This window comes from Nocardia sp. BMG111209 (genome assembly GCF_000381925.1).
Lineage (GTDB): Bacteria > Actinomycetota > Actinomycetes > Mycobacteriales > Mycobacteriaceae > Nocardia.
In genome coordinates, this window is sequence record NZ_KB907308.1 from 520,167 (window position 1) to 540,307 (window position 20,141).

General features: G+C 69.1%; 18 protein-coding genes. 6 read left to right on the plus strand and 12 right to left on the minus strand.

The features are described 5' to 3' along the window. From rnc to G361_RS0125955, 4 genes are all read right to left on the minus strand, one after another. Positions 1-738 carry a ribonuclease III gene (gene rnc / locus G361_RS0125945; protein WP_019930039.1) on the minus strand — a complete coding sequence of 246 codons (738 nt, stop codon included), beginning with the start codon at positions 736-738 and terminating at the stop codon, positions 1-3. A 19-nt stretch (positions 739-757) separates the two neighbouring features. Next, positions 758-940 carry a 50S ribosomal protein L32 gene (rpmF, locus tag G361_RS48555; RefSeq protein WP_081635583.1) on the minus strand — a complete coding sequence of 61 codons (183 nt, stop codon included), beginning with the start codon at positions 938-940 and terminating at the stop codon, positions 758-760. Positions 941-1,010: 70 nt separating this feature from the next. After that, positions 1,011-1,616 carry a DUF177 domain-containing protein gene (locus tag G361_RS0125950; protein ID WP_019930040.1) on the minus strand — a complete coding sequence of 202 codons (606 nt, stop codon included), beginning with the start codon at positions 1,614-1,616 and terminating at the stop codon, positions 1,011-1,013. Between the two features lie 86 nt (positions 1,617-1,702). Beyond that, positions 1,703-2,449, minus strand: coding sequence for a DivIVA domain-containing protein (locus G361_RS0125955; RefSeq protein WP_019930041.1), 747 nt, complete (start codon positions 2,447-2,449; stop codon positions 1,703-1,705). 305 nt (positions 2,450-2,754) lie between these two features. On the opposite strand from G361_RS0125955, the gene G361_RS51895 reads away from it, so the two are divergent. From G361_RS51895 to coaD, 3 genes are all read left to right on the plus strand, one after another. Then, positions 2,755-3,408, plus strand: a complete 654-nt coding sequence (locus G361_RS51895; RefSeq protein ID WP_019930042.1) for a GtrA family protein — start codon at positions 2,755-2,757, stop codon at positions 3,406-3,408. A 138-nt stretch (positions 3,409-3,546) separates the two neighbouring features. Then, the gene (locus tag G361_RS0125965; RefSeq protein ID WP_019930043.1) at positions 3,547-4,554 is read left to right on the plus strand and encodes a hypothetical protein; all 1,008 of its coding nucleotides are present in this window, start codon (positions 3,547-3,549) and stop codon (positions 4,552-4,554) included. A 134-nt stretch (positions 4,555-4,688) separates the two neighbouring features. Next, entirely contained in the window at positions 4,689-5,174 is a 486-nt protein-coding gene (coaD, locus tag G361_RS0125970) for a pantetheine-phosphate adenylyltransferase (RefSeq protein WP_026343520.1), read from the plus strand. Positions 5,175-5,199: 25 nt separating this feature from the next. On the opposite strand, the gene rsmD is transcribed toward coaD, so the two are convergent. Next, the gene (gene rsmD, locus G361_RS0125975; protein WP_026343521.1) at positions 5,200-5,754 is read right to left on the minus strand and encodes a 16S rRNA (guanine(966)-N(2))-methyltransferase RsmD; all 555 of its coding nucleotides are present in this window, start codon (positions 5,752-5,754) and stop codon (positions 5,200-5,202) included. Between the two features lie 142 nt (positions 5,755-5,896). Continuing rightward, positions 5,897-9,301 (minus strand): pyruvate carboxylase, encoded by a 3,405-nt coding sequence (locus tag G361_RS0125980; RefSeq protein WP_019930046.1) that lies wholly within the window; start codon positions 9,299-9,301, stop codon positions 5,897-5,899. A 277-nt stretch (positions 9,302-9,578) separates the two neighbouring features. Here G361_RS0125980 and G361_RS0125985 point away from each other — a divergent pair, with 277 nt between their 5' ends. Beyond that, positions 9,579-11,000 carry a short-chain fatty acyl-CoA regulator family protein gene (locus G361_RS0125985; RefSeq protein ID WP_026343522.1) on the plus strand — a complete coding sequence of 474 codons (1,422 nt, stop codon included), beginning with the start codon at positions 9,579-9,581 and terminating at the stop codon, positions 10,998-11,000. A 212-nt stretch (positions 11,001-11,212) separates the two neighbouring features. Here G361_RS0125985 and G361_RS0125990 read toward each other — a convergent pair whose 3' ends face one another. The 3 genes from G361_RS0125990 to G361_RS0126000 form a co-directional block, all read right to left on the minus strand. Further along, a complete protein-coding gene (locus G361_RS0125990) occupies positions 11,213-12,028 on the minus strand; it encodes a DMT family transporter (protein ID WP_231387100.1) in 816 nt (271 codons plus the stop codon). A 551-nt stretch (positions 12,029-12,579) separates the two neighbouring features. Next, positions 12,580-14,850 carry an ATP-dependent DNA helicase RecG gene (gene recG, locus G361_RS0125995; protein ID WP_019930049.1) on the minus strand — a complete coding sequence of 757 codons (2,271 nt, stop codon included), beginning with the start codon at positions 14,848-14,850 and terminating at the stop codon, positions 12,580-12,582. 4 nt (positions 14,851-14,854) lie between these two features. Beyond that, positions 14,855-16,903, minus strand: coding sequence for a DAK2 domain-containing protein (locus G361_RS0126000; protein WP_019930050.1), 2,049 nt, complete (start codon positions 16,901-16,903; stop codon positions 14,855-14,857). Positions 16,904-17,248: 345 nt separating this feature from the next. Between G361_RS0126000 and rpmB the strand changes: the two genes are divergently transcribed. Both rpmB and G361_RS0126010 read left to right on the plus strand, forming a co-directional pair. Beyond that, on the plus strand, positions 17,249-17,440 hold the full coding sequence (gene rpmB, locus G361_RS0126005) for a 50S ribosomal protein L28 (RefSeq protein ID WP_026343524.1): 192 nt from the start codon (positions 17,249-17,251) through the stop codon (positions 17,438-17,440). Positions 17,441-17,562: 122 nt separating this feature from the next. Continuing rightward, positions 17,563-18,081: an N-acetyltransferase gene (locus G361_RS0126010; protein WP_019930052.1), complete on the plus strand. Its 519-nt coding sequence runs from the start codon at positions 17,563-17,565 to the stop codon at positions 18,079-18,081. Here G361_RS0126010 and G361_RS44930 read toward each other — a convergent pair. Genes G361_RS44930 through G361_RS0126025 form a run of 3 tightly spaced genes read right to left on the minus strand, consistent with a single transcriptional unit; the run spans position 18,065 to position 20,057 of the window. Then, a complete protein-coding gene (locus G361_RS44930) occupies positions 18,065-18,334 on the minus strand; it encodes a hypothetical protein (RefSeq protein WP_019930053.1) in 270 nt (89 codons plus the stop codon). The two genes, G361_RS0126010 and G361_RS44930, sit on opposite strands and share 17 nt — an antisense overlap. Before the next feature lie 37 nt (positions 18,335-18,371). Beyond that, on the minus strand, positions 18,372-19,049 hold the full coding sequence (locus G361_RS0126020) for a uracil-DNA glycosylase (protein WP_019930054.1): 678 nt from the start codon (positions 19,047-19,049) through the stop codon (positions 18,372-18,374). Positions 19,050-19,088: 39 nt separating this feature from the next. Then, a complete protein-coding gene (locus tag G361_RS0126025; protein ID WP_081635670.1) occupies positions 19,089-20,057 on the minus strand; it encodes a thiamine-phosphate kinase in 969 nt (322 codons plus the stop codon). Positions 20,058-20,141 lie beyond the last annotated feature (84 nt).

The window sequence follows — 20,141 nt, forward strand, 5'->3', positions numbered from 1 at the left end:
CTACCCCTCGTCGTTCAGCGCCTGCCAGGCGGCGCCGGCGGCCTTCTGTTCCGCATCCTTCTTGGACCGGCCCACGCCGGTGCCGTACCCACGGCCACTGATCACCGCGGTGGCGGTGAACTCCTTGTCGTGGTCGGGGCCGGTGGAGGTGATCTCGTACGCGGGCACGCCGAGGCCGCGCGCGGCGGTGAGCTCCTGCAGGCTGGTCTTCCAGTCCAGCCCGGCGCCCATCCGCGGACCGCGCTCGAGCAGGTCGGCGAACAACCGCAGCACCACGCCGCGGGCCACCTCGATACCGTGCTCCAGATGGACCGCGCCCAGCAGCGCTTCCATCCCGTCGGCGAGGATGCTGGGTTTGTCGCGACCGCCGGTGAGTTCCTCACCCTTGCCGAGCAGCAGATAGCGGCCGAGGCCGCCCTCCGCACCCAGGCCGCGGGCCACCTCCGCCAGCGCGTTCATCTGAACCACGCTCGCGCGCAGCTTGGCGAGCTCACCCTCGGACTTGTCCGGGTGCTCGAGATACAGACGCTCGGTGATGCTCAGGCCGAGCACCGAGTCGCCCAGGAACTCCAGCCGCTCGTTGGTCGGCAGACCGCCGTTCTCGTACGCGTACGAACGGTGGGTCAATGCCAGTCGCAGCAGGTCCGGGCGCAGATCCACGCCCAGCGCCGCCAGCAGGCTGGAATGATCAGCGGCCTCGCCAACGGCTGGTGCGTCCGCTCCGTCCTTGGCCGTCATGTCGGGCTCGAGGATGCGGTCAGACGGCGGAAGTGACCTGGCGGCCCTTGTAGGTACCGCAGTTCGGGCAGGCCGTGTGCGGCAGGGTCGGCTGGCCGCAGGCGCGGTTGGGGCACGTCACCAGAGTGGGGGCGGTGGCCTTCCACTGGCTGCGCCGCGAGCGGGTGTTGGAACGAGACATCCGGCGCTTCGGAACGGCCACGACTGAATCTCCTCTGGGTCACACGCATCCGGCCGGTCGGCCGGATGCGGAATCTGTATCGGTCTACGTCTTAACGTGCGGTGGCGTCCCCGGACGCCGATGCGGGCGAGTCGGCCGCGAAATTCGCGAGACCCGCCCAGCGGGGGTCAAGTATCTCATGACTGTGATCCGAACCCGCAATCGCCATCCGAACGCCGCATTCCGGGCACAGCCCGGCACAGTCCGGCTCGCACAGCGGCTGCAGCGGGAGTTCGAGGCCGACCGCGTCGGCGAGCACCGGTTCCAGGTCGATCAGATCGTCGACCAGCCGGCGGATCTCGTCCTCCTCGGTGGTCTGCTCGGTCGCGCTGTTCGGATAGGCGAACAGCTCGGTGAGCTCGACCTCGAGGTGGTCGGTGAACTGCTCCAGGCATCGGGAGCACTCCCCCGCGATCGGCCCGGACACGGTGCCGGTGACCAGCACACCCTCCGACACCGACTGCAGGGTGAGGTCCAGCCCGACCTCGGCGCCGGCCGGGATGTTGATCAGGTCGAGCCCGATCTTGTCCGGCAGGGTGACCGTCCGCTGGATCTCCCGTCGCGAGCCCGCAGCGCGTCCGAGGCTGCGCGTGTCCAGCGCGAAGCCCGCATCCGTCGTCGAACGACGACGCGAACCGGAACCGGTGGCGGCAGGCATCAGGAACTACTCTCACTCATGCGACAGGGGAATGGACGACCAGTCCACCGTACATCCCGTGCGGGCTGCGGCATAAATCGCCGGGATCAGGACCGGAACTCGGCGGCGTAGTCCGGGACGGTGGTGGCGGAGCGCAGTTGCTGGCGGCCGCGGCCGACCGTGCGCAACGCGCCGTGCAGGGTGTCCTCGAATTCGGCGAGTTTGGTATCGACGTATCGGTCGCAGTCGGATCGCAGCCGGTCCGATTCGGCCTGGGCGGCGTCGAGCAGCCGTGCCGATTCCGCGTGCGCGGCACGGACCACCTCGATCTGCGAGACCAGCCGCTGCTGTTCGGCGAGGCCCTCCGCGACGGATCGGTCGTAGGAGGCCTGACCGGCCGCGATCATCCGCTCCGAATCGGCGCGCGCGCGACCGGCGAGCGACTCGTATTCGGCCTTGCCCTCCGCGACCACCCGGTCGGACTCGGTCTGAGCGCCGGTGATCAGCCGGTCGGCGTGCGCGCGGGCCTCCGCGACCATCCGGTCGGCATGGGCCTTGGCGTCCGCGAGGATGCGGTCGGCCTCCTCCCGGGCGCCGGTGACCGTCTGCTCGGCGGTCTCGGTGGCGGTGGTGACGGCCGTCTCGGCGAGGGTGCGAGCGTCGGTGACGATCTTGTCGCGATGATCGAGCACGTCCTGCGCGTCGTCGACCTCGCCGGGCAGCGCCTCGCGCACATCGTCCAGCAGTTCGAGAACCTCGCCGCGCGGAATGATGCAGTTGCGGGTGGGCGGGATACCGCGCGCCTCTTCGACTATCGCCACCAGTTCGTCGAGCGCCTCGAATACGCGATACATCCCTGCTGACCCCACTCTCGTGCCCGATCGTAGGCGGCGCACTCACGCCACCGCCGTGTTGCCGCCTTGCTGCCAGTGTGCCCGCGAGGAGATCGCTTGCCCAGTGCGCTCCCGGTGTGTCGCGCAGTGTTTCCCATGCCACACAAATCAAGTGGAGGAAATATCTCCGGTTGGTGTTATCTTTGTTGTCGGCGAGAGAGAGCCGACCGCGGCCCGGAACATCGGAACCCGGCAGCGGCCCGCAGGCGAGTGTTCCGATCGGAAAGACGATGGCGGTCTTGTTTCCGGTAGTCCCGGGCTGGTGGATGAGCCCACAGCCCGATCCGGGCGCCCCCTCCGGCAGTGCGGAGGCGCCGACGATCACGGATCGTCTGGTGGCCGCCGCCGACTCCACTGCCGACCGCCTCGCCGCCGCCGCGGATTCCACCGTCGACCGGCTCACCGCGGCCGCCGATTCCACCGCCGACCGCCTGGCCGCCGTCGCCGATTCCACGGTCGACCGCCTCGCCGCCGTCGCCGACTCCACCGCCGAGGCCACCCCGCGCCTGCTCACCCGGCTCGGCGCCTGGCTGCGCAGCGAGCACTGGCTGCCCCAGCTGATCCGGTTCGCGCTGGTCGGCGGGTTCAGCAATATCGGCTACTTCCTGCTCTTCCTGGCCTGCTACGCCGAAGGGCCGCAGCTGGCCAACCTGACCGGTTCGGTGGTGAGTACCGCGCTGGCCAACGAACTGCACCGCCGCCTCACCTTCCACGCCTCCGACCGGGTCGGCTGGTTCACCGCGCAGTTGGAGGGCGGCGGCCTGGCCCTGGCCGGGCTGGCGATCTCGTCGGCCGCGCTGGCCGGACTGGACTACGTGGCCCCCGGTCTCGGCGACGCGGCCGAGGCCGCCGCGGTCATCGCCATCACCGCCGCCGTCGGCACGCTGCGCTTCATCACGCTGCGATTCTGGGTCTTCTGAAGCCATCGGCCGGGTGCGAAGCCGGACACGGTGTGCGGCTGCGAGCCGGTCGGAGGAGTAAGGAACCGGGCGGGACACCTCCACGTCCAAGCAGAGCGAACCGAATGTTCGGAACTGTTCTCAGCTGGGGAGGTCGTCTTGGAGCATTGCCAGAGATTCCGCACCTCGGATGCGGGGATCCGCCGCCGGCGGGACGTGGTCCGCACCGGTGTCACCGACGAGGAGATCCGCCGCATGTGCCTGGGCGGGAGCTGGCACCGGCTGCGTCGCGGCACCTATACCGATCGGGCGGGCTTCGCCGGCCTCGGCGCGGCCGACCGCCATCGGATGCTGATCGCGGCGGTCGTCGACAATCTGTCCGGCGACGCGATACTCAGCCATCAGTCGGCGGCGGTCGTCTACGGAGCGCCGGTGTGGGACCAGCTGCTGCCGCGGGTGTGCGTCACCCGCAACCGGCGCAACGGCGGCCGGATCAAATCCGACCTCAAGGTGCACTGCGCGCCGGTCGACACGGTGGCCGAGGTCGGGGGCCTGCGGCTGACCACCCCCGCGCGCACGATCGTCGACGTGGCCCGCACGGTTCCGTTCGAGGCCGCGGTGGTCGCCGGTGACGCGCTGGTCCGCACCTACGGCATCGGCGCCGACGCCCTCGCCGCCGAACTGGAGGCGGCGAAGCATCGCCACGGTGTGCACCTGGCCCGGCACGTCGTCGGGTTCCTGGATCCGCACAGCACGAGCGTCGGCGAGTCGCGCAGCCGCGTGATGTTCCGCCGTTTCGGCGTCCCGGCGCCGCTGTCGCAGGGCGAGGTGTTCACCTCGCAGGGCACCTCGCTCGGCCGGGTCGACTTCTACTTCGGCGATACCGGGGTGGTCGGCGAATTCGAGGGCCGGGCCAGGTCCGGCCGCCTGCTGCGCTCCGGCGAGGATCCGGCCCTGGCCGCGGTCCTGGACCAGCGGCGCGCGGACGCGTTGCGCGGCAACGGCTTCCAGGTCGTGCGCTGGACCTGGGACGAGCTGCCCGGCGGCGAGGTGGCGGCCCGCATCCGCCAGGCGCTGCTGTACGCCGGGCAACGGGCCCGCCCCGACGGCTGGATCCGCCGCACCGACCTACCGGAGCCGAAACCGCTCGTCCTGCACGAACTCTGAACGCCCGGCCGCGCCCCCGCCGAGGGGTGCGGCCGCGGCGGGCCGATGATCTCGGGTTCGTCACGAATGCGGCGTGGTTGCTCCCCGCGGGTGGCGCTGTCCGGCCGCGGGACCGGGCCTGTTAGCGTGCGAATATGGCTGGAGCATTGTGTCCCGGTTCGTTCGACCCGGTGACCAACGGGCATCTCGACGTGATCACCCGGGCGGCGTCGCAGTTCGACGAGCTCGTCGTCACGGTGATGATCAACAAGACCAAACAGGGCATGTTCACCGTCGAGGAACGGATGGACATGCTGCGCGAGGCCACCTCCGACCTGCACAACGTGCGGGTCGAATCGTGGCACGGCCTGCTGGTGAACTTCGCGCGGGAGCAGGGCATCCACGCGATCGTCAAGGGCCTGCGCGACGCCACCGACTTCGGCTACGAGTTGCAGATGGCGCAGATGAACAAGAAGCTCTCCGGCGTCGACACCTACTTCCTCGCCACCAACCCGGCGTTCAGCTATCTGTCGAGTTCGCTGGTGAAGGAGGTCGCCACCTACGGCGGCGACGTCACCGACATGCTGCCGCCCTCGGTGCACAAGCGCCTGCTCGCCCGCCTGGCCGAGCGCAACTCCTGAGTCCGGCGTCCGGCCACTCCGGTGGTCAGTCGTATTCGGCCGTCTCGATGCGGGTTTCGCCGTAACGCCGTGGTTTCTCGGCGGAATAGCCTGTGGGCCACTGCGTTTCGGGTGACCGGGTAGCGCGCTCGACGACGATCAGCGCCCCGGGATTCAGCCAGCCGTGCCCGGCCAGTGCCGTGAGATCGGCGGTGACGTCGTCACCGGACAGCGCGTAGGGCGGATCGGAGAACACCAGGTCGTACCCGGTCGCCGGCGCGGTCGCGAGCACGGAACCCACCGGGCCGAGCCGTAATTCGGCGCCGGGCAGCCCCAGATCCGCGATATTGCCCCGCACCACCGCCGCCGCCTTGCGATCGGATTCCACCAGCAGTGCATGCGCGGCGCCACGCGAGAGTGCCTCGAGCCCCAGCGCACCCGAGCCCGCATACAGATCCAGCACCCGCATACCGTCGAAATCCATGCGCGCGTTCAACACACTGAACAGTGCCTCGCGCACCCGATCCGAGGTCGGCCGCGTCCCCGCCGGCGGCACCCGCAACCGCCGGCCCCCCACGGCACCGGCCACGATCCGGGTCACGACCGACCCATCGGACTGTGCACCGCGCCAGGACATTCCGGTGACGGACGGTGTGCCGGTAGTGAGTGGCGCCTGCTCCCGGGCAGATCGGTACGAACACCGAGCGGCCCGGGTACGAGCCGCTCGGGTGCTGCGGCCGGGTTCACTCCGCCGCGACCTCGTTCGGGCTCAGGTCGATCAGCAGGTCGCCGCCCTCGACCTGCTGTACGCGGCTGATGGCGACCCGTCGTACCGTGCCCGCGCGCGGGGCGGTGATGGCGGCCTCCATTTTCATCGCCTCGATCGTGCCGATGGTGTCACCGGCGGCGATGACATCGCCCTCGCTGATGCTCAGCGTGACGACGCCCGCGAACGGGGCGGCGACGTGGCCCGGATTGGTGCGGTCGGCCTTCTCCGCGGACGGGATCTCGCTGGCCACCGAGCGATCGCGCACGGTGATGGGACGCAGTTGGCCGTTGAGAATGCACATCACGGTGCGCATACCACGGTCGTCGGGTTCGGAGATGGCCTCGAGCCCGATCAGCAGGGTCACACCCTTCTCCAGCTGGACACGGTGTTCCTCACCGTGACGCAGGCCGTAGAAGAACTGGTTCGCCGACAGCCCCGAGGTGTCACCGAACTTCTCCCGATGCGCCAAGAACTCCGACGTAGGCGCCGGAAACAGCAATCGGTTGAGGGTTTCCTGCCGCTGCTGTGACGAACCATCCAACGCCGCTTCATCTTCCGGTGTGAGTTCGGTCTCCGGTCGCGCCGGTCCGCGACCGGCCAGTGCCCGAGTCCGGAACGGCTCCGGCCAACCACCCGCCGGAGTACCGAGCTCCCCACGCAGAAAACCGATCACCGAATCCGGAATATCGAACCGCGCCGGATCACCCCCGAAATCCTCGATATCCACACCACTACCGACCAACGACAGTGCCAGATCACCGACCACCTTCGACGACGGAGTCACCTTCACCAACCGGCCCAGCAACCGGTCCGCCGCAGCGTATTTCGCTTCGACCTCCTCGAACCGGTCACCCAGACCCAACGCGATCGCCTGCTGCCGCAGATTCGAGAGCTGACCACCGGGAATCTCATGGTGGTAGACACGCCCGGTAGGGCCCGGCAGGCCGGACTCGAACGGCCCGTACACCTTCCGCAACGCCTCCCAATACGGTTCGAGATCACACACGTTCTGGAGGTTCAAGCCGGTGTCGAACGGGGAATGCGCCGCCGCGGCCACGATCGCCGACAACGCCGGCTGACTCGTCGTCCCCGCCATCGGGGCACTGGCACCATCGACCGCATCCGCACCCGCCTGCCACGCCGCCAGATACGTCGCCAACTGACCACCGGGAGTGTCGTGGGTGTGCACATGCACCGGCAGATCGAAATTGCGGCGCAGTGCCGTCACCAGCGTGTGCGCGGCAGGAGCCCGCAGCAGACCCGCCATGTCCTTGATCGCCAAAATGTGCGCACCCGCATCCACCACCTGCTCGGCGAGCTTCAGGTAATAGTCCAGCGTGTACAGGTTCTCATCCGGATTCGACAGATCACCGGTGTAGGACAACGCGACTTCCGCTACCGCAGTACCGGTTTCGAGGACCGCATCGATCGCCGGCCGCATCTGATCCACATTGTTGAGCGCATCGAAGATCCGGAAGATATCGATCCCCGTATCCGTGGCCTCCCGCACAAAAGCACGCGTCACCTTCTCCGGATACGGCGTGTACCCCACAGTATTCCGCCCCCGCAACAACATCTGAAGACAGATGTTGGGCACCGCTTCCCGCAACGCCGCCAACCGCTCCCACGGATCCTCATACAAGAACCGCAGCGCCACATCATAAGTCGCACCACCCCAGCACTCGATCGACAGCAACTCCGGCGTCAACCGCGCCACATGACCGGCAACCTGCAACAACCCGTTGGTGCGCACCCGCGTGGCCAGCAGCGACTGATGCGCGTCCCGGAACGTGGTGTCGGTGACCGCCACCGCCTCCTGCTCCCGCAGCGCACGCGCGAAACCGGTGGGCCCCAACGCATGCAACCGCTGCCGCGAACCCGACGGCGGCGGCACGCTCAGATCGATCGTCGGCAACTTGTCGTGCGGATACACCGCGGTCGGCCGCTCACCGTGCGGCTTGTTCACCGTGATATCGGCCAGGTACCGCAGGATCTTGGTGCCGCGGTCGGCCGACCCGCGCTGGGTGAGCAGATGCGGCCGCTCCTCGATGAAGGAGGTGGTCACCCGGCCGGCCTGGAAGTCCGCATCGTCCAGCACGGCTTGCAGGAACGGAATGTTCGTGGAAACACCGCGGATTCGGAATTCGGCCACCGCTCGCCGCGCGCGCGACACCGCGGTGGCGAAGTCGTGGCCGCGGCAGGTGAGCTTCACCAGCATCGAATCGAAATGTGCGCCGACCTCGGCACCCAGGGTGGCACCACCGTCGAGCCGGATACCCGCGCCACCGGGACTGCGGTACCCGGTGATCCGGCCGGTATCGGGACGGAAACCGTTGGCCGGATCCTCGGTCGTGATCCGGCACTGCAACGCCGCACCCCGAATCCGCACCGACTCCTGACTCAACCCCAGATCCACCAACGACTCCCCCGACGCAATCCGCATCTGCGCCTGCACCAAGTCCACATCGGTGATCTCCTCCGTCACCGTATGCTCCACCTGAATCCGCGGATTCATCTCGATGAACACATGATTCCCACGCTCATCCAGCAAAAACTCCACCGTACCCGCACACGAGTACCCGATCTCCCGCGCGAACGCCACCGCATCCGCACAGATCCGCTCCCGCAACACCGGATCCAGATTCGGCGCCGGCGCCAACTCGATCACCTTCTGATGCCGCCGCTGCAACGAACAATCCCGCTCGAACAAATGCATCACATTGCCCGCACCGTCGGCGAGGATCTGCACCTCGATATGCCGCGGATTCACCACGGCCTGTTCCAGGAACACCGTGGGATCACCGAACGCGGATTCCGCCTCCCGCATCGCGGCTTCGATCGACTCCTGCAGATGCTCCCGATCGGCCACCCGCCGCATACCGCGGCCACCGCCACCGGCGACCGCCTTCACGAACACCGGAAACTCCAGTGAAGCCGACGCCGCGAGCAGTTCCGCGACATCCGCGGACGGCGCGCTGGAATCCAGCACCGGCAACCCCGCGGCCCGCGCCGCCGCGATCGCCCGCGCCTTGTTCCCCGTCAACTCCAGCACCGACGCCGACGGACCCACGAACGTGATCCCCGCCTCCGCACACGCCGCCGCCAGATCCGGATTCTCCGACAGGAACCCGTACCCGGGATAGATCGCGTCCGCACCGGCGCTGGTGGCGGCCGCCAGGATCTCCGGGATCGACAGGTACGCGCGGACCGGATGGCCGGGCGTGCCGATCTGGTACGACTCGTCGGCCTTCAGCCGATGCACCGAGTTGCGATCCTCGTACGGGAACACCGCGACGGTCCCGACACCGAGTTCGTATGCGGCACGGAAGGCGCGGATCGCGATTTCCCCGCGGTTGGCGACCAGAACTTTGGAGAACATTGGTCAAAGGTACCCGGCACGGCGGCCGGGCCCGGATGCGGAAGCCCCGCGCCGTCGTCCGGCGGGCAGCAGCTAATCGGTGGACACGGTTTACCGGAAATACGCTGGGCCGCGGACTAGACTGCCTCCTCACCGGGGTGAGACATACGCCACACCATCCCGCTTCGCACTCTACACAGAATGCGCATATGGCGTAACACAGTGGGACAGCAGATGTTTTTGGCCTTCTCCGGACGGTATTGCAATGTTTGCGAAGACTTCCGGGTAGCATCTCGGCGTGCGCAAGATGTATGCGGGAGCGAGGCTGCGGCGATTGCGCGAGGAGCGGCGAATGACGCAGGCCGCCCTGGCCAAGAGCCTCGACCTGTCTCCCAGCTATCTCAACCAGTTGGAGCGTGATCAGCGGCCGCTCACCATTCCGGTGCTGCTCAAGCTCAACTCGACCTTCGACCTGGACGTACAGTTCTTCGCCGCCGACTCGGACGCGCGGCTGGTGTCGGACCTGCACGAGGTCCTGGTGGAGGCCGCCGGCGGCACCGCGCCGCCCGCCGCCGAGGTGGAGGATCTGGCGACCCGCCTACCGGAGGTGGCCAAGACGATCGTCGCGATGCATCGCCGGCTGCGCGCCGCCACCGACCAGCTCGACCTGCTGTCGTCGAAGGTGGCCACCCCGACCGGCGCACCCGGGGTACCGATGCCCTACGAGGACGTCCGCGATTTCTTCTACGACCACCACAACCACATCGCCCCGCTGGACCACGCCGCCGAGCGCCTGTTCGAGGAGTGCGGACTGTCGATCGGCTCACTGGACCGCCAGCTGGCCCGGATCGCCGAGGAGCGAGCGGGTGTCACCGTGCTGGTGCGCGGCGACGGCGCCGACCCGGCCATCCCGAAACGGGACTACCAGCCCGAAACCCGCACCCTCACCCTGGCCCGGCGGCTGCGCCCCGGGCAGCGCGCGTTCCAGATCGCGACCACCCTCGCCTTCCTGCTGTACGGCCCGCAACTCGACGAGGTCCTCAACGAAACCCCGTCCCTGACCGGCGAATCGCGGCAACTCGCCCGGGTCGGCCTGGCCAACTATTTCGCGGGTGCGCTGGTACTGCCCTACGGCCGGTTCCTGCGATCCGCGGAGGAACTGCACTACGACATCGATCTGCTCGGCCTGCGCTTCGAGGTCGGTTTCGAGACGGTCTGCCATCGGCTCAGCACCCTACAACGACAGGGGCAACGCGGGGTGCCGTTCTTCTTCGTCCGCACCGACCGAGCGGGCAACATCTCGAAACGCCAGTCCGCCACCGCATTCCACTTCTCCCGGGTCGGCGGCAGCTGCCCGCTGTGGGTGGTGCACGAGGCGTTCGCGAATCCCGGCCGCGTCCTCACCCAGGTGGCCGCCATGCCCGATGGCCGCCGTTACCTGTGGATCGCCCGCACCACCAACCCCGCCCCGCACGCATTCGGCACGGCGAGCAAGGAATTCGCCATCGGCCTGGGCTGCGACATCGAATACGCCGACCGCCTGGCCTATTCCAAGGGCCTCCAACTCGACGATCCGGCCGCCGTCGTCCCCATCGGCGCCGGCTGCAAGGTCTGCGAGCGATCCTCCTGCCAGCAACGCGCCTTCCCCCAGATCGGCCGCCCCCTGGCCGTCGCCGAGAACACCTCCATCGACCTCCCCTACCCACACACCGTGCGCTGACCCACCCACCCACTGTGCACGGATCCGGCCCCCGGACAACCGTTCCCGACCAGCGGCAGCGCAAGACCGACACGACCCGCCACCGACGGGATTCCAGCCACCGTTGTCGCGCAACACCTCCCACCGCGCGCTGCCCTTCGCCTCGGACGCCGTCCACCCGATGGCCGCCGGTGCAGGGCAGCACCCGCCATACCTGTCGGACCGACCGCGTCCTATCCGGCCGACCGCGTCGCACCGATGGAAGCCGCCACGACGCAACCGATTCCGGCCCATTGCACGACCCCCATCGGCTGCCCGAGCACCATCAACCCGGCGCCCGCCGCAACGGCCGGTTCGAGGCTCATCAGAATGCCGAACACCCGCGGCGGCATGCGCCGCAGCGCTTCGAGTTCCACCGAATACGGCAGCACCGACGACAGCAGCGCCACCCAGAGACCGGTGGCCAGCACGGCCGGCCGCAACAGTTCGGGCCCGAGCGCGACGATCCCGACCGGCAGCGTCGCGAGTCCGCCGATCGCCATCGCCAGCGCCAAACCCCCTCCGCCACTGGTCTTCTCCCCCAGTTTCGCCGTCACCAGGATGTACCCCGCCCAGCACGCACCGGCCGCCGCCGCGAAGGCCACGCCCGACCATGCCACCGGACCGTCCGTCCGCACCAGGAACAGCACCCCGGCCCCGGCCAACATCGCCCACACCGGATCGGACCACCGCCGAGACCCGGCCAACGCCACCACCAACGGCCCCAGGAATTCGATGGTGACCGCCATCCCGAGCGGAATCCGGTCCAGCGCAAGGTAGAAGGTGACATTCATCGTCGCCAGCACCGTGCCGTACCCGAGCACCACCGGCACCGCCTGCCACCCCACCCGCAGCGATCGCCGCCACATCACCAGCAGCACCAGCCCCGCGAACGACAACCGCAGCCCCACCGCCCCCACCGGCCCGGTCAGCGCGAACAACTGCTTCGCCATCGCCGCCCCCACCTGCGTACTGACGATCCCCGTCAGCACCAGCACAGTCGGCGGCACCCCACCGACCCCTTGCCGCGCGCCCCGCGAAAACCACAGTGGCGGTACGTTTTTCCCGCGCCACCCGAGTTCGATCGCCACCATCGCAGCTCCCCTTCGCGCCGACGACTTCACCTGCCCGGAAGCATCCCACACCCGGTTCCCCGCCCATGCCGAGCTGCGGAGGGATCCGCGCACATCGGCCCCTGACCGGCCCACTCGCACCTGACCACCGGCGAATCCATTTCGCGCCGGACAGGGACGGACCCACTCACACCGGCCCACTCGATCGAGCCGCAGGGCGGATCAACTCACACCGGCTCACGTGATCGAGCCGCAGGCGGATCCACTCACACCGAACCACCGGCGGTCCGATCGCCTTGGACCACCGGCGAATCCGTTTGCGCCGGACAGGGCAGATCTACTCACGACAGGCGCACCGATACCGAACTATGGCGGGACCGTCAGCGCCGGAGCACGGACGGATTCGCTCCGGACCACCCGGCGATCCCATTCGCGCGAGCCACGCCACATCGGCACCGGAACACTGCGGCAGCAGGATCCGACCACCGTCACGACTTGGCCAGGTACTCCAGACGTTCCGAGTCGACGGCGGCATGCATCATCGTGGCCAGTCCGGGGTGTGCGGTGAGACCGGGATCGGCGGCCACCACCTCGCGCGCCACATCCTGGGCGGCGGTGATGACCTCCAGATCGTCCAGCAGCGACAGCAGACGCAGGCTGCGGGCCGTGCCGGACTGCGCCGAGCCGAGCACATCGCCCTCGCGGCGCTGCCGCAGATCCAGGATGGACAGCTCGAACCCGTCGAGGGTCCCGGCGACGGCCTCCAGCCGGGCCATGGCGGTACCCATCGCGGAGGATTCGGTGATCAGCAGGCACAGGCCGGGATGTTTCCCGCGACCGACGCGGCCGCGCAGCTGGTGCAGCTGGCTGACGCCGAAGCGGTCGGCGTCGACGATCACCATCACCGTCGCGTTCGGGACGTCCACGCCGACCTCGACGACGGTGGTGCACACCAGCACATCCACCTCACCGGCGTTGAAGGCCCGCATCACCTGGTCCTTCTCGTCGGCGGGCAGGCGGCCGTGCAGCAGGCCCACCCGCAGGCCGGCCAGCGCCCCGGCGCGCAGCGTCTCGTAGACGTCGACGGCGGCGTGCGTGGTCGGCGCCTCCTTCTCCTCCGGCGATTTACCCTTGCGGCCCTTGCCCTTTCCGCCCTCCTCCTCGCCGTCCCCGATGCGCGAGCACACCACGTACGCCTGCCGGCCGGCGTCGACCTCCTCCCGGATGCGCTCCCAGGCGCGATCGACCCACGTCGGATGTTGTTTGGCGGGAACGACTCTGGTGCTGATCGGGGACCGGCCGCGCGGCAGCTCGGTGAGCGTCGAGGTTTCCAGGTCGCCGAGGGTGGTCATCGCGATGGTGCGCGGAATGGGGGTCGCGGTCATCACCAGCAGGTGTGGGCTGATGCCGTTCTTCGCCTTGGCGCGCAACGCATCCCGCTGTTCCACACCGAAGCGGTGCTGTTCGTCGACGATCACCATGCCGAGATCGTGGAATTCGACGTTGTCCTGGATCAGGGCGTGGGTGCCGATCACGATGCCCGCCTCGCCGGTCATGGCGTCCAGCAGCGCGGCCTTCTTCTCCTTCGCCGACATCGACCCGGTCACGAGCACGACCTTCGTGGCGTGCTCGGCGGCGCCGAGTTCCCCGCCCGCGCCGAGTTCGCCGAGCATCCCGCGCAGCGACCGATAGTGCTGTGCCGCCAGCACTTCCGTCGGCGCCAGCAGCGCGCACTGCCGGCCGGCGTCCACCACCTGCAGCATCGCGTGCAGGGCCACGATGGTCTTGCCGGAGCCGACCTCGCCCTGCAACAGGCGATGCATCGGATGCGGCCGCGACAGGTCGGCGGAGATCTCCGCGATCACCTTCCGCTGTCCCGCGGTCAGTTCGAACGGCAGCCGATGCTCGAAATCGGCTGCGATACCGTCGGTCCGGGGCGGGCACGCGCGCGCGGTGCGGCCGCCCATCTCGTGACGCCGTTCCGCGAGCACCAGTTGCAGGGCCAGTGCCTCGTCGAAACGCAAACGCTCCCTTGCCTCCTCGATATCGGACTTGCGGTCGGGCAGATGGATCAGCCGCAACGCGTCCGAGATCGCCAGCAGATTCCGCTCCGTGCGCAGGTCCGCCGGCAGCGGGTCGTCGATCGGATCGAGCTGGTCGAGCACCTGCCGCACGCAGGCCAGCAGATCCCAGCTCTGCACCTTCGCGGTCGCCGGGTAGACCGGGATGTACTCCCGCTCGAAGAACGAGACATCCACGCCCTCGGCGCCTTTCGCGCTCTCGGCCAGTCCGCGCAACGCACCGCTGCCTCGCACGGCGGTGAGGTTCTCCACCGACTCCCCCGCCTCCGGCAGGATGAGATAGGACGGATGCGACAGATTCCACCGATCCGGCCGCCAGTAGTGCGCGGTCCCCGACATCATCGCCCGCACGCCCTGCTTGACGAGGTAGTTCACCTTGTCGCCGTTGAAGAACGTGATCTCGATCGGCTTACCGGCGCCGGTGTCCAGATCCACCCGCAGCAGCCGGCCGCGCCGCTGCCGCATCGGTTTCAGCTCGGTCTTCGTGACCGTGCCGATCACCATGATGTGCGCACCCTCCTCCGGGGCCTCCTCGGCCAGCGGCTGGCCCTGCGTCGCGTAGCGCACCGGATAGTGCCGTAACAGGTCCTCGACGGTGGTCATGTCGAAGGATTCGGCCAGCTGATCGGCCGCCTTCGTACCCAGCACATGGTCGAGCCGGTCCCGCAGTGTCGCCATCGGTCTATTCCACCCCGATCTGGATGAGGTCCACCGGCTGCCCCCCGTCGTAGACGACGACCTCCACACCCGGGAAGGTCGCGGTGATGTGTTCGGACAGTTCGTCACCCAGCCCGGCGGGCGAATCCACACCCACCAGCAGCGTGACCAATTCGCCGCCCAGCCCCAGCATCCGGTCGAGCAGTGTGCGCGCCGCGGCCCGAACGTCCGGATCGATGACCACCACGTCGTGCCCCACCAGCCCGAGCCCGTCCCCGCGCGCACAGGTACCCACGATGGTCAAAGCCCGTTCCGCGGCCACCCGCACCGCCCCCCAGCGCGTACCGGCGGCCGCCTCCGACATGGCGAACACGTCGTCGACCGCGGTGCGCTGCGCGTCGTGCACGGACAGCGCCGCCAGCCCCTGCACCATCGCACCGCTGGGCAGCATCAACACCTCCCGCCGCGGCTGCGCCGGATCGGTACCCCGCGCGGCGACACTCACCGTGACCAGTTCGTGCGCGGGCAGCGCCCCGTTGGCCAGCACCAGCACCTCGCGGTGCGGCATCGCCAGAATCGCGGTGAGCAGCGCGTCGGCGGTCACGCCGCCGTCGAGCACCACGGCCCCCGCATCCTCGAACAACTGCGCCGCCCCCGGCCCGAAGGCGACGGTCAGAATGCCCCGATCCGTCGAATCCGCCGCCACCGCACCGGATTCCAGCCCCTCGATCCGGATGTCCCGCAACGTCCCCGCACTCAGCCCCGCCTCGACCGCCGCACCCGCGTCGGCAGTGTGCACATGCGCCGACCAGGTCCCCGACCCGTCACCGACCACCACGACGGAGTCCCCGAGCCGCGCGAGTTCCCGCCGCAACCCCGCGATGCGTTCCTCGTCCGTACCGGACAGCACATACATCACCTCGTAGTGCGGCGCCGACCCACCGACCCCGGAAGCGTCACCGGGCACCGCGTGTTCCGGGCCCGCGTTGTCCCGCGGAATCCCCAACTCGCGCAACGCATCACCGGTCCCACGACCATCCCCGCCGATCGCGGACTCGCGCGACGCCGCACCGTCGGCGCGATCGCCCGAACCGATCGAGCACCTGCCCGTACCCCCGCTGTCCGAAATTCCGCCGGCCGAGCGATCACCGGACCCAACGCCGGATGAGCCCGATCGATCGGCTTCGGGCCGAACCGAATTCGCGGTGACCGGACCCCCTGCGCCCACCGCGACCGGGCCGCCGACACCCCCGGCGGCCGCACCGGGCTCCCCACCGGAACTCTCACGCGATGAAGTTCCCGCACCGAACCGCCCGCCCGGCGCACGGAAACCGGCCGTATACCGCTGCCGCTCCACCTGCTGCCCGGTCGTGACCGCGACCAGCGCGTCCAGCAGTACGAGCAGTCCACGGGCCCCCGCATCGACCACCCCCGCGGTGCGCAACACATCCAACTGAGAGGGCGTCTCCCCCAACGCTTTCGCCGCCCCGCCCGCAGCGGCCGTCGCCACCTCACCGAGCGTCGCGTCCGCAGCACATTCGGCCGCTCGCTCCGCGGCGGCATCGAGCACGGTCAGCATGGTCCCCTCGATGGGGTCGCTCAACGCCTCACGCACCAGAATTCCGGCCCGCCGCAACGCATTCCGCAACTCGTCCGCAGCGAACGAATCCCCCACCGCCGCATCCCCGAACCCCCGCAACACCTGCGAAAGAATGATCCCGGAGTTACCCCGCGCCCCGACCGTCGCCGCCCTCGCCATCGCCCCGGCCACCGCACCGACCGAGACCGCAGGCACTGCATCACCTACGGGGACCGAAGGCACCGCGTCACCGACCGGGGTGGTAGACGCCGCATCACCGACCGACACACCCCCGTACCCCGCATCCAGCACCGCCTCCCCCGCCGCCACCGCCGTGCGCATGGTCGACAGCAGGTTCGTGCCGGTGTCGGCGTCCGGCACCGGGAACACGTTCAGGGCGTTGATCTCGTCACGGTGCCGTTCCAGCCCGTCCAGACAGAGGTGACCCCACCGCACGAGCGCCGTACCGTCGAGCGCCTCCCGGACCCCGGGCAACCGTCACCGTCCTTCCAGTCGCTGGGCAGGTTCCGCTCCTGCACTCGCACCGAGCCATAGTTCCCCGCCAGAGTAGTCGCCCACCCCGACACCGTCGGGACACGCCGGGAGCACAGCGAGCCGGTGAACACCCCCGGCCGGCCGAAACCGCAGGTCGGGAGGCGATTGGACAGCGGAGACGGCCGACCGCTACCCTTGCAGGGTTGCCTGACGCGACCATGTTCTTTCCTGGCGGAGAGCGGTCGCGGGTGCCGGTGGTTTCGTCGGCGGGCATTGACGATAAGGTTTCCGGACAGGCTGTCGGTTACGACAGCGGTCCCCCATGACATGAAGGAGCTCGCGACTATGGCTGCCGTCTGCGACGTCTGCGGCAAGGGCCCCGGCTTCGGTAAGTCGGTTTCGCACTCGCACCGGCGCACCAACCGTCGCTGGAACCCGAACATCCAGACCGTTCGTGCACAGGTCGCGCCGGGTAACACCCGCCGCACCAACGTCTGCACCTCCTGCCTGAAGGCCGGCAAGGTCGTTCGGGGCTGAGTGCCCGCAGGCCGGACGGTCGCGGTGACGCGCTGATCCGGCCGAACAGACATTTCCACGACGCCCCGGCGCATCCCTCACGGGTGTGACCGGGGCTTCGTCGTCACTGTGACGGGGGAAATATGACCGGCCCGACCTGGCGCCTCGTTCCACTCACCCCCGCGACGGCGACCCGCGAGCTCATATCCGGCCTCGCCGAATGCCACATCGCCAGCTGGCGCGAGTCCCATCGGGATCTGGTCCCGGCGCACGTCCTGGCCGCCTTCGACCTCGACCGCCGCGCCGAACAATGGGAACGCCGCCTGTCCGGCCCCGGATCGACGGTCGCCGCGGTGATCGGCACGGCCACCGTCATCGGATTCGCCGACACGGGCCCGGCCCGCGACGACCCGCCCGCCGCACCGGTGGAACTGCGCGCCCTGTACGTACGCGCCGCATTCCACGGTGCTGGCGTCGCCCACGATCTGATCCGCGCGGTCCTCGATCCCCACACCGATACCTCGCTGTGGGTGTTCGAGGAGAACCCGCGCGCCCAGACCTTCTACCGCAAATACGAATTCGAATTCGACGGAGCCCGCGGGGTCGAGGACTTCACCCTCGCCCCGCAGGTCCGCATGGTACGGCTCAGTTCGAGCCGTTGATGCAGTCCAGACCGCCTGCGGCACTGACACTCTGGAACAGGCACACGAACCGCGACGTGACACCCGACGAGATCGAGGACGACCCCGTCTGCGGGTCGTACAACGCCACCACCGGGGCCGCCTCGGACTCCGTGGTGTCCTGAGTGGCCGGTGTCAACGGCACCGGTGCTGCTCCTGCCACCGCGGGGGTGCCGAGGATGGCCGCTCCGGCAGCGACGCTGAGCACGGCTGTCCGCACGGACTTGATCTGCATGCATCTACTCCTGACTCGCTCGAACCTCTTCACCCCGTCACGGCAAACGCCAATCGACCGGGGCGGCCCCCAATGTACCGAGCAACTCGTTGGTACGGGAGAACGGCCTCGATCCGAAAAACCCGCGAGACGCGGACAACGGTGACGGATGGGCGGATTCGAGGTAGGGAACGGAGCCCAGCATCGGCTTCAATGTCGAAGCGTCACGGCCCCACAGAATTGCGACCATCGGCTGGTCACGGGCCACCAATGCGCGAATCGCCTGCTCCGTCACCGCCTCCCAGCCCTTGCCCCGATGCGAGGCCGGCTGGCCCGGTTGCACCGTGAGGACCCGATTCAGCAGCAGCACACCCTGATCCGACCACGGCGACAGATCACCGCAGGTAGGGGTCGGAAATCCGAGATCCTTGGAATATTCCGAGAATATGTTGGCAAGACTCCGTGGCACCGGCGAAACCTCGGGCGCGACCGAGAAACTCAGACCCATCGCATGCCCCGGCGTGGGGTACGGATCCTGGCCGACGATCAGCACACGCACCTTGTCGAACGGCCGCTGGAAAGCCCGCAGTACGTTGTCCCCCTTGGGGAAATAGCCGCGTCCGGCCGCGTTCTCGGCGCGTAAGAACTCTCCCATCTCGGCAACGCGGTCGGCCACCGGCGTCAACGCCTCGGCCCAGCCCGTATCGATGATTTCCGGCAGTGGTTTTACGCCCATGAGCGCACAACATATCGTGGCCCGCGATCGCCTGCCGGATCACCCCGACGTGAACGACTCCCAGCCGGTGGAACCGGCCCGGCGGACCCCGTCGACGGTGATCCCGGACCCGGTCCCGACCCGCCCCACGGCGACCCAGCCCGGCGGAAGATCAAGCCCCGCACGGAATGTGGCGGCGAAGCCGTGATCCTCTCCGCCGGTGAGCGCCCAGTCCAGCGGATCGGCGCCGAGTGCCCGCGCCGCCGGCTCCAGCGCCGGATCCACCAGCACCCGGGAGTCGAGATCGATGGCGACACCGGAGGATTCGGCGATATGCCCCAGATCCGCGAGCAGACCGTCGGAGACGTCGGTGAGCGCGGAGATCTCCGCGACCGCGGGCAGACCCAGCACCGCCTGGTACGGTGGACGCGGAACCCGATGCGCGGCAACAACTTCCGCGAACAGCTCCCGATCGGCGCCGGCGGCCAGCACGGCCAGCCCGGCCGCCGACCACCCCAGCCGCCCCGCCACCGCGACGACATCACCGGATCGCGCCCCCGACCGCAGCACCGGCGGCCGCAGCAGCGGATCGCCGAAGGCAGTGACCGAGACCACCAGCAGCGGACTGCGCACCACATCGCCGCCCGCGATCGACCCGCCCGCCCGCGCCGCCTCGGCCCACATCCCGTCGACCAGCCCGTCCACCAGCCGCACCGGGGTGTCCGCCGGACAGCCCAGCGCGACGACGAACGCGCTCGGCCGCGCACTCATCGCGACCACGTCGGCGGCGTTCTGCGCGATCGCCTTGGCGCCGATATCGGCGGGGTCCGACCAGTCCAGCCGGAAATGCCGGTCCTGCACCAGCATGTCGGTGGTGACGACGTAGCGCCCGGCCGGCGCCGCCACGATCGCCGCGTCGTCCCCGGGCCCGAGCAACACCCCCGGGGCCTGGATCCGACCGGCGTTCATGCGCGCGATGAGCGCGAACTCCCCGAGCTCGCGTACCGTACGCGGGCTGCTGTCCGTGATGACGAGCTCCTCTCCTGCCCCGGTCCCCTCCCGGGGCCGAGTCGACCGCACGACGCTACCGTGACCGCCACCGCCGAACCCCCA